This window comes from Magnetococcales bacterium (genome assembly GCA_015231755.1).
Classification (GTDB): Bacteria; Pseudomonadota; Magnetococcia; order Magnetococcales; family Magnetaquicoccaceae; genus Magnetaquiglobus.
The window spans coordinates 77180-92434 of sequence record JADGAZ010000003.1 but is presented as its reverse complement, the minus strand read 5'-3'; the positions used below and the strand labels follow the sequence as shown (position 1 = coordinate 92434).

The following is a 15255-nucleotide window of genomic DNA, read 5'->3' as shown; positions in this document are numbered from 1 at the left end:
TGAGATTTTTTCGTGTTTGTCCAAGGGTGCCAGAATTCCAGGATGACAGGGCTTTCACGATGATCGGGAGAGTGGGCATCCAGTCCTGGCGGTTCCTGGGCCTGATGGGGTTGAAGTTTCTCCTGGTGGGGTGTCTTGGCGGCGTGGTGTTTTTGGTGCTGCGGGATTATCAGATTTCCGGCGTGTCGGAACAGGCTGCTGACGCGACCATCCAGGATGCGTTTTCCCGGTATGCGGTGGGTGGGCCGGTTTTTACGGAACTGCGGGATGGCCGACCGGTCAAATCTTTTGCGGCCCGGGAGTTCACCATTCAACGGCGCCGTTTTCTGGCCTTTCAGAGCAAGGCGGTTCAAGAAGCGATTTTCAAGGATGTGCATCTGCGCCTGTATCGTTACCGTGCGGATGCACAGTCGTTACCAGACTCCCTTGAGGAGGAGGTCGGCGGCATGATCCAAGGCATTCTTCCCCGTCACGATGGGGGAGGACAAACGGGGGTATTTTCTTTCTGGTCACGGGTGACCCAGTTGGTGCTTGCCCCGCTGACCCTGGAGTTGTGGATGGATCAGGCGGTGACGCTGCGTTTGCAAGCCGCATCCGCTGTGGTGGGCCAGGGTTCCGGTCGCATTCGCTTCAGTCAGGCCATCCTGGAAAATCCGTTCGCGCATCAAAAAATTACCAGTGCCGTCATCGATTGGAACAAATCCACACGTTCTTTCGAGATTCCGGGAGCCTATTTCGCCGAATCCCCCAAGGGTCAGGCTACGGCCAAAGGGTTGCGGGTGGGCTTGGATTTTACCCTGAGCGCCATGTAGCAAGGTTTCCACTTTGTAATCAGGATGAGGGGTATTTTTTGTTTTGACATTTCTTGCGTAAATGTTAACCTGAATCGAGCCTGGATGCATCACCCCGCAAGATGTGATCTTTCCAATGGTTTTTCTCCCGGAGGGAGGGGAGTGCATGAATCAATTCCGATTGATTTCTTTTGTATCTTTGGTCTTCTGGGCGCTGTTCGCGCCCGTTTCCGTGATGGCTGCCGCAGCATCGGTTCCCGACGGGGTTGTCTATCGTCAGGGAAAGTTGAGCGTTGCCTTCCGTTCGACCCCCATCCGGGTGGCCCTGGAACAGGTGGCCAACAAGGTGGGCATTCCGTTTTTGTTGGATCCGGAGGTCAAGGGCACCCTTTCCATGAGTTTCGATGGGGTGCCTCTGGAGTCGGCCTTGAAGCGTCTGCTGAGTGGTCAAAGCCACGTGGTGGTTTACGCGGCGGGCAAGAAGGGTGAAAAAGGGAGTACCGAAAAAGGGGATTCCAAGGTTGTTCAGGTCAAGGTTTTCAAGAAAGGCAGCCTGAGCGCGACCCGCTACGAACGGGTCGGACCGGCGGAGGCTACCGAAACTGCTGCCGACAAAACCGGAGAGGCTGGCAAAGCCCCCCCGGTCACCGCCGCCTCCCCGGAGAAAACGGGAACCACTCCCGCCTCCCGCACCGAGATCGTCAAGGATCCTGCCGGTGCCGATCCATCCAATACCCGCATTCCAAACCACATCAATACGCAAAGCGTGCGGGGACCGGCCCAGCTCATGGCCGCCATTGCCGAGACCGAGGCGTCGATTTCCCTGATTCAACGCAAGGCTGCCGGCGAGAGTCAGGCTCTGGAGGCCGAAAAGGCCCGTACCCAGATGCAACTGGCCTCGGGCCAGGGCAATTCCCGGGAACTGGTGGAAAAACTCGCCACCCTGGAGCAGCAGCAGGCCCGCAGCGAACAGAATTTTCAAGGCATGATGGCCCCGGAGCAATTGAAATTGCAGCAGTTGCGTCAGGATCTGGCCAGTCTCAAGACTCCGGCGGAACAACAGATCGAAAACCGGGCCATGGTCAACCGGCAAGCTGCCCTGGTGCGTGATCAGTCCACCCAGGTCGAGGCCGCCCGACGCGCCGAGGCCTCCCGGCAGGCGGCTATTGTGGCCGAACAAAAAGCGGCGGCGGCGCGCAATGCCGAGGCCAAACGACAGGCTGAAATCAAACGTCAGCGTGAGGCGGCGCAGGGCACCCAACCGTGATGCCCGCGTAGGACCTACACCAAAGCAATACAGCAGTCTTTCACACAAGGGGAAGGATCATGGTCGGACAAAGGATCAAGCAACAGGTTTTGATGATGGCGTTTGTCCTGTTCGGTTTGGTGGGGGCCATGGGTATGGCGCACGCCGAGTCGATTTCGGGTCAGGTGGGCCAGAGGGCGATCATCCTGGTGGTGAATGGCACCAATGCGGTGCTTCAGGCCACGGAATCCAGCCCTGTCCCTGGCATGATGGGTCAGTGGAACTTTTCGGTCAGCGACCTTCCGGTGAATCAGGATCTGTCGGTGTTCCTGTTCACCAAGGGAACCCTGTTGCCCTTGCGGTTCAACAACCGCGCCAAGGATGCGTTCCAACTGCTTTCCGGAGCCGCCTTCAATCTTGGATTGCTCAACATCCACGAAACGGATGGGGTGGTCACTCCGACCAATCCTCCCACCACCGGTCTGGCTGTGGGATCTGCCACCGCGTTGCGTTCGACCGTCCCCTTTGGTTCCATCCAAAGAACCTTGATGGATCGTTACGCCACTCTGGATGTCCCCTCCCTGGTGGACTATGGCATGTCGTTGGCCTTCGGCCATGGCTGGATGGTGGCGGCGGATGCCTTTTTTGCCAAGGCCGATGAGAAAGCCACTGCCGCCGGGGATGCCCGCAAGCATGCCACCCACGTCCTGCACGCCATTTCCCGCATTGCCGCCCTCGCGACCAATACCGCCCAATCCTCTTCGGCTGGAACCACCACTTATGCCACGGCCGGCGCCACTCTGGGGGATCTGTTGGCCGGATTCGGTTGTACCCGTCGTCATCTGGGACTGGAGAAGATGGAGTGTCCCAAGACCCTGCCGATCGCCTCTCCGACCGGTCAGGATCTCAGCGGCTGGTTGAATGCCGCCATGATTCCGGCCTTCAACGATTCGTTGGCCCTGCTCAACGAGCTTCCCACGGATATGGCCTCTTTCAAGGTGGGGGATCCGGGCAGTCAGGAGCCGGATGAGACGGAGATCGACTACTCCGATGTGCTGATGTTCAAGGGTCTGCTGGGGATGATGCTGGGCCAATTGTATATCGATCAGGCTTATGACTGGAACATCGACATCGATGCCGCCATGGGCGTGAATACCGAACAACTCTTCTTGAACAATCCGAATTTCGGTTCCTTGTCCCCGTATGCCTCCACCAATCTGGCCGCGGCCAAAAGTCATTGGAACATGGCGGCGGACGCCTTGCTGGCTGCGATTCCATCCATTCAGGCGGAAAGCGATCCGCAAGACGATGATCTCTTCACCCTGGAGGCCCGGGAAGTCGCCGATGCCACCAAAGTCCTGAACGACTTCAAGGCCGCTTTGGCCGGGACCGCCCAGATCACGGAAGGCACCCGCTCCATGGCCCTGAATCTGGCCAAGTGGTTCGACGGGGTGAGCCTGCGGGGGATTCTGCCCTCTTTCAGCGGCAACAAGCCGTCTGGACTGTTCCCCGATGCCACCTTGGGGGGGGTGTTCCCGGATGGAGTCTACAATTTCCGGCACGAAAGCCTCAACCAGGATGTCAACCAGAACGGTATCCCGGATATTCTGGAGGATATGGTGTTCGTGGTGCCTCAGGCCACCATCACCGTGGATGGCGCCCCCACGGATTGGGGCACTTTGGCTCCGATGCTGGTGGATGCTTTGGGAGACCAGGGAGATGGTTTCTCGGGTCTGGATGTCACGGGGATCTATCTGGCCCGGGATGCCAGTCAGGCCTATCTGCGCATCGATCGCGCCTCCTTGCAACTGCCCACCGGTGAATACGTCAACTATTGGGTCAACTTCATGCCTGTCCAGGCGGGTGGACCGGCTTTCTCCGTGGAGCTGTTTCAGGATGCCACAGGGGTTTACGCCAGACTGTACAACACCGCCGCCAATCCCCGTGACTACAACGCCTATGTGAAGCTGTCGGATACCCTGACCGTCAACACCACCACCCAGACCATGGAGGTTGCTTGGCCGTTGTCGTTGATCGATCCGGGCGCCACCTATGAACTGGGTTTCTTTACCCACCATACGGTTGGTCTGATCTGGCCCCAGGGGGGCAGCAATGGGGACTGGAGCAACAATCGTCCCGCGCGGGTTCGTTTCTCTCCGAATGCGGCCCAACCGGTTCCGTTGACCGTTTATCCCCCCGCGTTGAATCGGGTGGTGGGCGGAAGCGGCGACCTCGTGGTGTCGGGTGGTGTCGCCCCCTATCGGTTTGACGCGGGCAGCGCGTTGATCACGGTCGTCGGGAACAACGCCACCGCTACCGTGACTTGCGCCGCAGAGGGTGGTTCCACCGTTCTGGTCCAGGACAATGCCGCGCACAGCTTTTCTGTGCCGGTCACGTGTACGGCCTCCAGCGGCGGAGGTGGCGGCACCACCACGACCATTCCCATGGAACCGATCAACATGACCGTGGGTGGCGGGCGTACCCTTCCCCTGCCCACCGGCAGTGGTACCCCGACTGTCACGGTCACCTCGGGGAGCGATGTGATCACCTGGAATACCTCCGTGACGGGGGTGCCCATCACCTGTCAGAAGGCGGGAAGCGCGACCCTGACGGTGGCCTTCGGGACCAATCAGGCCACCACCACGGTCACCTGTGTGGATCCTGCCACCCCGGTCACCTCCATCGACATGACCCAGTGGCTCTTTCCGGCGAATCTCACGTTGGTGACGCATGGCCGCTGGCAGTCCTCCCAGCCGTCCAACCCCATGACCGAATTCTCCATTCAACCCTCACGGGCCGGTGGCAGCGCCACGTTGATGGATCGTACCGTCTCCGTGGAACAGAGCACTCATGGAGAGAACTACTATACCCTGGACTCCAACGGACTGACGTTCCACGGGGAAAAAAGAGTGGAGCCGGGTCAGAACCGGACCACCCGTTTCATTGACTTTGGTTTCAAGACCCAACCCGATCCCGTCGCGGGCATTACCGCCGCGGATCTCGCCACCTCCAATTTCACCGTGCCCAGTCCGTTGGTGCCGGCAACCGTCACCAACGGGTACACCCATTCCCAGTTTTCGATCCGTTTCCCCCTGGATGAGGATGGCAAGGTCAAGATCGACCAGTGGACCATCACCAAGTCCGAGATCACCGTGACCGGAAACGTCAATCTGCTGGATTCCGTGCCGCCCACGGACCTGATGAACGACGAGTACTTCGCCCATTGGCGCGACTCGATCACCGATGCGGATCTTTTGAGCAAGGTCACCCACGCGGCCCATATACGGATGGTGGAGACCCGTTATCAACCCCAGGGTGGGGCCGCGTCCTCGTCCCAGGTCAATCATGTCTATTTGGCCCAGGGCCTGGGTGTGGTGTTTGAACACAATCAGGAAAACGATGGCATGTGGAAGGGATCTCTGCGGGCCACGGTGGATGCCGCCGGCGTGCTGAAGTCCCTGACCACGGATCAGGTCAAGGCCCGCAAGGTGCGGATCGATGGACCGGCGGGTGTGATTCTCAAGGACGCCTTTGTCCAGACCCGGGCCGAACACACCTCCAGCGCCTATGCGTCGCCCCATTCCCACAACGCCACCGCCACGTTCAACGAAACCCCCGGCACCAGCAGTGCCTTGTTGACTGTGTTCAATCGTCTCAATGCCCCGGTGGGAGATGAGGTCACCTCTCTGAATGTCACGTTCGGCGCGGCTGGATTTGTCCGCAAGAATCTCCAGGTGGAAACCGCCTCCTTGACGGATCCCCAGGTGTTGACCCTCAGTGCCGCGGATCAGGGCCGGAATGTCTCCTTCCGGGTGGTCACGGCCAGCAATACCCCGGTGGCGGATGCGGGTATCCAGATTCTGCCGTTTGAAAATGGCGCGTGCGTTTCCGGACAAGGCCAGTATTTCGGTACAGACCAGGAGGGCAAGATTGCCGCGGTGCTCGCCGATGGCACCTACTGTCTCGGGGTGTGGCCGAACAATGGTGCGGGTTCCTTCACCGGTGGTTGGTACAAAGCCGATGCCGCCGCGGGAACGGTCAATGTGCAGAGTGGCAATCTCACCACTGCCGCCGCCTTCCAGGTTTCCCCCACCAGTGGCGAGTTGGTGCTGGTGGTGGGGGGTGCCGGCTCCTCAACGGGCAAAAAACGGATCACCGGCATCCTCACCGACGGAACCCATGGTCTGGTCAACGCCGACCTGATCGTCTATCCCGCCAACAGTCAGACGCCGTTGGTGTTTCATACCACGGCCAACGGCGCTTTTGACGTGGAGTTGGATGCCGGTTCTTACAGCTTTGCCTTCAAATATGTGGGCACCGGTTTTGTGGCCATGGCCTATGTCGCCTCCATCGGCGAGACCACCGGTCTTTCCAGGACCCAGGGCATGAGTCAAAACCTTCAGAACGATCTCAATCTGGGCACCGTGTCGTTGACTTCAGCCTACAATCAGACCAGCGGTGGTGGTGGCGATCCGGGGACCACAACCAAGATTACGGTTTCCGGTTCGGTGAGTGGTGGTCAGGGGGCCTTGCCGAACATCCTGGTGGAATTCCAACCCGATTGGGAGCATAACACCGGGGTTGTGGATGCGGCTTCGGTGAAAACCGATGGGGCCGGACACTATTCGGTGGATATCTATCCGGGCAAATATCGCGTCCAGTTCCGCTCCGAATATTGGGACAACGCCACCATGTCGATGGTGAAAGTTCCTGGCGTGCTGGGGCAAGGCGGGTATGCCGACGACAAAGGCGGCACCGTCGAACGCTCCGAAGACGCGAAAGTGTTCGATTTCGCGCAGGCCACGACCCTCAATGCCACCATGGTCAGCGGGATGCGCATTTCGGGCAAGGTGGTCAATGCCAATCAGCAGCCGGTTCAGGGTGTGCGGGTGGAGCTGCAACCCGACTGGGAAAGCACCACGGGTACTTCCGAATGGGCACAGGGCACCACGGACGCCAATGGCAACTACGAGATTTTCGTCAAGAAGGGATCGGTCTATCGGGTCTACTTCAGCACCAGTTATTATGACTGGCAGACCCAGAAACAGGTCAAGCTGGACGGTCTGGGTGGTTACAGCACCGGTGCCGCGGACAACAAACTGAATGGTGCTTCCGACACCGCCAAGAAATATACATTCACCGCGGATACCACGGTCAACGCGACCTTGATCGCCGGTTTGACCATCCGGGGTACCGTGACCACGGATGGCACCACCGGAATCCAGGATGTGACGGTGCGTTTGCAACCCGAGTGGGATGAAGAGACCGGTTCTTCCGGTTTGTGGTCGGAGACCCGTACCAGTGCCACAGGTCAGTACGAGTTTTCGGTGCAGCCGGGCAAATACCGCATCGAGTTTGCCACCTCCTACTGGAAATGGGATACCAACCCGCCGCAAGAGGTGAAGTTGCCCGGTGGTTTGGTGGGTGGTTATGCGGATGGGGATGGCAAGGTGGTGCATGACTGGTCCAGTGCCAAGATTTTCCGGGTGACTGGTCCTTTGGTGGTGGATGCCCGCATGGTGACCGGCATGACCCTTTCCGGCAAAGTGGTGCAGGCCAATGGCACTGCGCTCGCCCCGGTCACGGGAGCCGAAGTGAGCGTGCATGACAAAGATTGGGATACCAATTTCCACGCCCGGACCGATGCGGAAGGCAACTTCTCCGTGCTGGTGGTCCCGAACAAGGAGTATCGGGTGGAGGTGTGGCCGTCCTACTGTGAGACCGGTACCGGCACCGGTGGCAGTGGTCAATCGTCTTGCAATGCGGTGAATTTCCAGGGCGGCAGTTGGATCACCCCCCCGGAAGCCTCCTGGGTGAGCCGTTGGGTGAAGGATGATTCCAAAACCCGGCCCCTGGTCAAGGCGAGTCTGGTGAGTACCACCGACATCCTGACCCATAACGGGATTTCCGGTCAGGTGGCGGGTGTGGTGCCGGGCATGGTAATGTCCCAGTGGGAAGACCATGCCGTGACCAATATCCTGATGGACAAATCGTTATCCATTGGCGTTCAGGTGGACGCGGGCAAGCCGATTCACGGACGGGTGGTCAATGGCGCGAATGAAGGTGTGCCTTATGCGTGGGTCAACACGCCTTTGGGTGGTGTGGCCACGGATCAGGGGGGGTATTTCACCCTGAATCTGCCCTCGGTGAATCTGACCCAGGGGGTGAACAACACCTTTGACATCAATATTTCCCCCAGTGGTCATCAGGATCCCCAAACCGGAGCCTGGATCGAGGGGACTGGATTCATCGGCGGGGCTGTGGTTGGCAATGCCACCGATGGTTATACCGTGTCCAGCGACGGGCAACAGGCTTTGGCGTTTGAAAAGGATCTGACCGCGGACGCCACCGGCGAAGTGGCTTGGCCGTTGATGGATCTGGGTAATGGAACCCAGGGATTGCTGGTACGTGTGGGCAGTGGTCTTTCCATCACCGGCACGATCCAGGATGGCTCGGGCAACGGGATTGCCAATCTGTGGGTCAATGCTTGGTCTCACGATACCCGCCAGGGCGCGGGCAAGGCTTCGGATTCCACGGGTCAATACTCTCTCCTGATCCACAAACCCGCTGCGGGCAAGGTGGTCTGGTACGAAGTCAATGTGTGGAGCGAGTCTTATTTGTCCCCGGATCCGGTTTTGGTGAAGGTGGAACCCCAGGGTGTAACCGGGGTGTACAAACGGGCCAAGGACAAGTTTGTTGAAGCGGAGGATGGTTATGCCAAGCCCGTCGCCGGTGAGGTGATTCAGGAGAATCCCGCCGGGGGCGTGGTCGTGAATTTCACCCTGAGCACCGGCAACACCATTTCTGGCCGTGTGACGGACGGGAGCAACAACGGTCTGGCCTGGACTTGGGTGGACATTCACAGTCAGGACGGAAGCCGTTGGTACGGAGCCAACACGGACGAAAACGGCAATTACCGAGTGACGGTGGCGCCGGCCAACAACTATGTGGGTGTGGTCTGGGGTTGGAGCGGTTTGTATCGCACCACCTATTACAAGAACGCGGGCAAAGAGGATGAAGCGACGCTGATCGACGCTTCGGGGAGCAAGAGTCCGGAGAACGTGGACTTTTTGATGAACGCGGGAGCGAAGATCAGCGGCACGATCGCGGGTCTTGGCAAGGATACGAAGGTGCGTGTGAACGTGTGGTCGGAGAGCGAACGGGTCTGGGGCGGGACCGAAGTGGTGGGGACCGGAAGCGGAGCGGTGAGCTTTGAGGTATCGGGTCTGGCCCAGGCGGGAGACTATCGTTTGGATTGGCAATCGGACGTGGAGGATGTGCCGTCGGGATATTATGGCGGTGTGGCCGGGGGAGGGGCGTCGGGTCCGAAGAGTTGGGAGAAGGCGACGCTGTTGAGCACCTTGAACGGCAACGTGACGGGTGTGGCGGTGGATTTGGCGGCGGTGACCTCGAAGACCTTGAAGGTGAAGGTGACGGGTCTGGTCGCCGGTGCGAAGGTGGATGCCAACGTCTGGTCGGAAGAGTTGAGCGCGGGTCGCTGGAAGCAGGGGACGGCGGACAGCACTGGTCAGGCGCTGATTGAACTGAAGGGTCTGGATGCCAGCGGGAAGGATTACCGGTTGTTCGTGGGTGGTCCGGATGGGGGCTTCAAGACGGGCAACTTCAAAGGAGAGGTGGGTGCCAGCGACTATCCGGCCACGCTCGGGAGTCTGGTGGGCTGGGATCGGGCGACGCTGCTGGACATGTCGAGCGATCATTATGTGTCCATGCAGGTGGGCAGTGGCCGCAAGGTGACGGTGAAGGTGTCTGGCCTGAAGAGCGGTCAGAAAGCGTGGGTAGATGCCTTCTCGGAGACGACGTGGTCGTGGGGCGGTGGAGAGGTGTCGTATGGAAACGGTACCAGCGATCAGGTGGAGATCAAGGGTCTGGAAGCGGCGGAGGATTACCGGATTTCCATCTGGGGTGGCCAGATTCAGGGTGGCACGTATGCCGGCAACGGCAAGGCGCCGGGAGCCTGGGAGAGCGCGGAGCTGGTGAATGTGACCAGTGGTGACGCGACGATCGATCTGGTGGTGTCGTCCGGCAAGTCGATCGCCGGTACGGTGAACGGCATGAAGAAGGCGCAATGGGGCTGGGTGGATGCCTGGTCCAACAGCACCTATTCCTGGGGCGGAAACGCGGTGCAGGCTGCGGGATCGGGTGCGGATGCGTACACGATCGCCGGTGTGGGTTCGGCAACGGACTTCAAGGTGACCTTCAGCGCGGACGGGTATATGACGCAGAAGAAGTCGGATGTGAACACCAGCGGCGGGGACGTGACGGGAGTGGATTTCACGGCTTCGACGGGAGGCAGCATTGCCGGAACCATCACGGGTCTGAAGGCCCAGGAGTGGGTACGGGTGGATGTGTGGTCGCCGGCCACGGACGCGTTCGTGGTGGGGGGAGCGACCGCGGATGCCAACGGATCGGCGGCCTATACGTTGAGCGGCGTGCCGGATGGAACCGACTACGTGGTGGGTGTGTGGCGTGGTTATCAAGGGGTGTTTTACGCCACGGGTGGCGTGACGCCGGTGTGGGATAATCACAGCAAGGTGAGTGTGGTCAACGCGGGAGCGACGAAGGGAATCGACTTCAATCTGACGGCGGCGGGCAATCTATTCTACACGCTGTCGGGAACGGTGAGCGGCTTGGCGGCGGATCAGGTGGTGGAGATCAACGCTTGGTCGTCGACGGGGGGATCCCGGACGAGTGTGACCGGGAATGCGAACTACACGCTGGAGGGATTGCCGGCGGGTAATTATACGGTGGAGGTGAGTTCGAGCGGGTATGTGTCGCAGCGGACCAAGAGTGTGACGGTGAGCGACAACAAGGTGACGGCGTCGAGCTGGACAAGCGGCTGGAACGATGTGGGAACGGTGTCGATCAACGGCAATACCACCGGCTTGAACGTGGCCATGTTGACGGGTTACGCGATCAAGGGCACGGTGACGAGTGGCGGCAACGCGGTGAGCGGGGCATGGGTGAACGCTTGGTCGTCTGGCAATTCCATGGGTGGCGGCGCGGTGACCAACACCAAGGGAGAGTTCACGATCAAGGGTTTGTCGAACGCGACCTACAAGGTGGACGTGTGGACGCTGGAAGGGACGGCGGGCACGGACGTGACGGTGAACGGGGCGAACCAGACCGGCGTGACGTTGACGGTGGTCAAGGCGGCGGGGATCGTTCAGGGCACGGTGACCAGCGGCGGCAGCGCGGCAGGTGGTGCGATGGTGATCGCGTATGACGCCAGTGGCGTGGAGAAGGACCGTGCGGTCGCCAATGGGACGACCGGGGTGTACAAGCTGGAGGGTCTGGAGCCGAACCAGAGCTATACGGTGAAAGCGTTCAGCGCCACCAAGGTCAAGAACGCGGATTGGAGCGTGACCAGTGGTTATGCCACGGGAAGTGTCACCGCCACCAGCGCAGGGGCCACTTTGGATTTGAGCCTGAACGTGACGAATTAACGATTCCGTGCTCAACAGGGATGGACCCCGGCGCATCGTCTGTGTCATCATCAGCTTTTAGGATCTCCCCTCCCGAGGTGGGAGGGGAGTTTTTATGTTCCATAAAAATCAGGATGTTACCATGAAACGTAATCACGCAATTCAGGTATTCTTGGCCGTGATGGTATGGGTTGTATCGGCCCTGAGCGCGGGTGCGGCCATTACCAGCGGCAGTGCGGTGAATGGGGTCGCCAGCACGAGTCATACCGCGTCGGTCTCCTCGACCAACAGCAGTATTGTTTTTTCCTGGACAGCCGCCACTTCCGGAATTTCCGGTTCGTCGATTACTTACGAATATGTGGTCAGCACCGATACCGCTTTGGACACCACCACCTTCGAGACGCGCCTGTCCACGGCGGAGTCCACCACCTTGAAGCGTGGCAGCCTGAGCAACAGCACCACGGTGACGGCCAGTTCCCTGGCGGATGGCAGCTATTATTTTTTCATTCGCGCCTCGGATAGCGGAGGATTGGTTGGAGCCACTGCCATTACCAAGGTCGGTCCCTATGTTCTGAACAGCGCGCCCACGTTGGATGCCACGTCCCCGGTTTCTCCGGCCTCTGGATCCCATAAATCCGCAGTGAACGTGACCCTCAATGGCACCAATTTCATGAGCGGAGCCACGATTCAACTGGTCAACGGCAAACGGACGGTCAGTGGTTCCACCGTCACCTTGTCGGATGTCGCCTTGACCAACGTGACTTTTGTCAGCTCCAGTCAGTTGACGGCCACAGTGCCGGCCAGCACGGCTCCGGGGATTTATGATGTCAAGGTGATCAATCCCACCCCCTGGTCCAAGACGGCTTCGGCGGTGAGCAAGTATACCTCCACCAATACCGCGCCGACTGCCGCCACGGGAGGCAATCAAACCGTGACCTTGAGCAGCGGTCAGGCTTCGGTTTCGCTGACGGGGGCCACCTCCACCGATGCGGATGGGGATACCCTCTCGACGTATACCTGGACTTTGACCAGTATGCCCACCAGTGCGGTCATCACCTCGGGTTCGTCCACGCTGTCGGCCAACTCCACCTTGACTGGCAGTGCCCAGACGGTGGTGGTCAAGACCGCGGGTTCGTACACCTTCTCCCTGGTGGTCAACGATGGCTTCGAGAACAGTTCCGCGGCCACCATGACTCTGACCGTGAATGCGGCGGCCGGCACCAACAATGCTCCCGTGGCCGATCCGGGCAGTGATGTCACGGTGGCCCCGGGCAGTGCCGTGACCTTGAACGGTTCAAAATCCTCGGATCAGGATGGCGACACTCTCACCTCCTACATCTGGACTCTGACCAGCAAACCCACCGGATCGTCTTTGGCCACCGGGACCGCTGGAACCGCTTCGAGTTTCATCACCCAGAGTTCGCCTCCGTCCGCGTCGTTCACGCCGGATGTGAAGGGTAAGTATGTGGTCGCTCTGGTGGTCAACGATGGCAAGGTGGCCTCTGCCGCCAAGAGTGTCACCGTGACCGCCAACAACGCACCGGTCGCCAATGCCGGTTCGGCGCAGACGGTGGCAGCCGGCAGTGTCGTCACCCTGGATGGTACCGGTTCACAGGATACGGATAGCGATGCGTTGACCTACACCTGGACCCAGACCAGTCCCGCCACGTCGGTGGTGACCCTGTCGTCCACCTCGGCCTCGAAGCCGACCTTCACCCCGACCGTTTCCGGTTCCTATGTGTTCAGTCTGGTGGTGAACGATGGAACCCAGAACAGCACCAACAGCGCCACCGTGACCATCACGGTCAACACCCGTCCGGTGGCCAAGGCCGGCAGCGCCCAGGTGGTGGCACCCGGAGCGGTCGTGACCCTGGATGGTTCCGGCTCTTCGGATGCCGATGCGGGCACCAATCTGACCTATGCCTGGAGTCAGACTTTCGGCAGTTCGGTCACCCTTTCTTCCAGCACCGCCGCCAAACCGACCTTCACGGCCCCGAGTACCGTGGGTTCGCTGGTCTTCAGTCTGACTGTGAGCGATGGACTGCATTCCAGCGCCACACCGTCCACCGTGACCGTGACGGTCAACAACGCCCCCACCGCCAATGCCGGATCGGCCCAAACCGTGAGCACGGCGGGTGCCGTGACCCTGAATGGATCCGGTGCCGATGTGGACGCGTCGGATACCTCCTTGAGCTACACCTGGTCGATTGTCAGCCAGCCGGGCGGGTCCAATATCGTGTTGTCCTCCACCACGGCCCAGAAGCCGACTTTCACGCCGACCGTGAACGGGACCTACACCTTCAGCCTGTTGGTCAACGATGGCAAGCAGAACAGCGCCGCTTCGACGGTCACCATCACCTTTAGTGGCGGCACCAACCTCGTCACGCTGGATGTGGACAAGAGCGGCACCACGGATGCCACGGATGGTGTATTGATCCTGCGGCGTTTGAATGGCGGTTCCACCATCAATACCGGTGTGGTTTTACCCTCGGGTCAGACCAATGATACGGTGAAGACCACCATCGATACCGCCGGGATGGTGTTTGATGTGGACAAGAGTGGAACGGTGGATGCCACGGATGGTGTGTTGATCCTGCGGCGTCTGAACGGGGGGTCCACCATCAATACCGGTGTGGTTCTGCCCTCGGGTCAGACGAACGATACGGTGAAGGCCACCATTGATGCGCTCAAATAGTGGCACACTCATGGTTGCCCCTCCCCCTCTCCATGGGGAGGGGCAACGTGAGGACCAAGGGTCCATGACGCGATTGCTGTTCCTGGCGTTGTTGTTTCCCTGGTTTGTTTCGGATCTCTGGGCCAGGGAACAGGTGGTTGCCCCCAAGGTGACCACTCAGCACATCGCGTCCGGGGAAACCGTGAGTGTGACCGTCGGGTATGCCACCACCAATCCCACGGAATCCCAGACGACTGGATTGGGATTGCGGATTCATTACGACTCCAGCCGGTTGACCTTTGATGGTTTCTCGGATCTTTTGCACTCCGGGGAAAATCTTGGCGGAGAGAAGAGACTGGCCCTGATCGGACAGGACACGCTACCGGTAGACGATGTTGATGACGGGGATGGCGATGGGGCCACGGATAAAAGGGTGGGTCTGGCCTGGGTCTCCCTCGATGGCAACTGGCCGGGTGTTGGATCTTCCTGGCCTGTCAATTTGTTCACGGTCCGTTTCAAGGTGGCTGAAGGGGTGACGGGTCGCACAACGGTTCGTTTGACCGCCAGTGGCATGGCGAACGGTTATACTCTGACCGCGGGGCGTGCCTTGTTGTACAGCACCGATTCCGCTTTTGCCGTTTTGGATGTGGATCAGAGCGGTACGGTGGATGCCACGGATGGTGTGTTGATCCTGCGTCGGCTGAATGGAGCCTCCACCATCGATACCGGCGTGGTGCTGGGGGAGGGGCGGACCAATGCCTCGGTGATTGCCATGATCGATGCGGCAGGTTTGAGTCTGGATGTGGACAAGGATAAAGGAGTCAGTGCCAGCGACGGAGTTTTGATCCTGCGTCGTTTGAATGCCGGTTCCACCATCGATACTGGCGTGGTATTGCCAACCGGACAGACCAATACCACGGTGATTTCAACCATTGACGCCTTGAAATAACGCTGTTTGCATGTGATTGCTTGTTTATGATTGGTGACGTGTTTTGGCCCGTTCGGACGGGTGAATTTGCTTGATGAGTCGGGATTGGGCATGGTATCCTGTCTGAATGTACCATTATGCCTGTTTTTTGTTCTTTATAACCGTGTTCCAGT

At 59.6% G+C, this 15255-nt stretch carries 5 protein-coding genes; all 5 read left to right on the top strand.

Translation table 11 applies throughout. From position 1 onward, the window contains the following. Positions 1-59: 59 nt before the first annotated feature. The gene (locus HQL98_02865) at positions 60-812 is read left to right on the top strand and encodes a hypothetical protein (GenBank protein ID MBF0271006.1); all 753 of its coding nucleotides are present in this window, start codon (positions 60-62) and stop codon (positions 810-812) included. 145 nt (positions 813-957) lie between these two features. Further along, positions 958-2058 (top strand): hypothetical protein, encoded by a 1101-nt coding sequence (locus HQL98_02860; protein ID MBF0271005.1) that lies wholly within the window; start codon positions 958-960, stop codon positions 2056-2058. A 59-nt stretch (positions 2059-2117) separates the two neighbouring features. Next, the gene (locus HQL98_02855) at positions 2118-11501 is read left to right on the top strand and encodes a carboxypeptidase regulatory-like domain-containing protein (protein MBF0271004.1); all 9384 of its coding nucleotides are present in this window, start codon (positions 2118-2120) and stop codon (positions 11499-11501) included. A 121-nt stretch (positions 11502-11622) separates the two neighbouring features. Then, entirely contained in the window at positions 11623-14175 is a 2553-nt protein-coding gene (locus HQL98_02850) for a hypothetical protein (GenBank protein ID MBF0271003.1), read from the top strand. 64 nt (positions 14176-14239) lie between these two features. After that, a complete protein-coding gene (locus HQL98_02845; protein MBF0271002.1) occupies positions 14240-15103 on the top strand; it encodes a hypothetical protein in 864 nt (287 codons plus the stop codon). Positions 15104-15255: the final 152 nt, after the last annotated feature.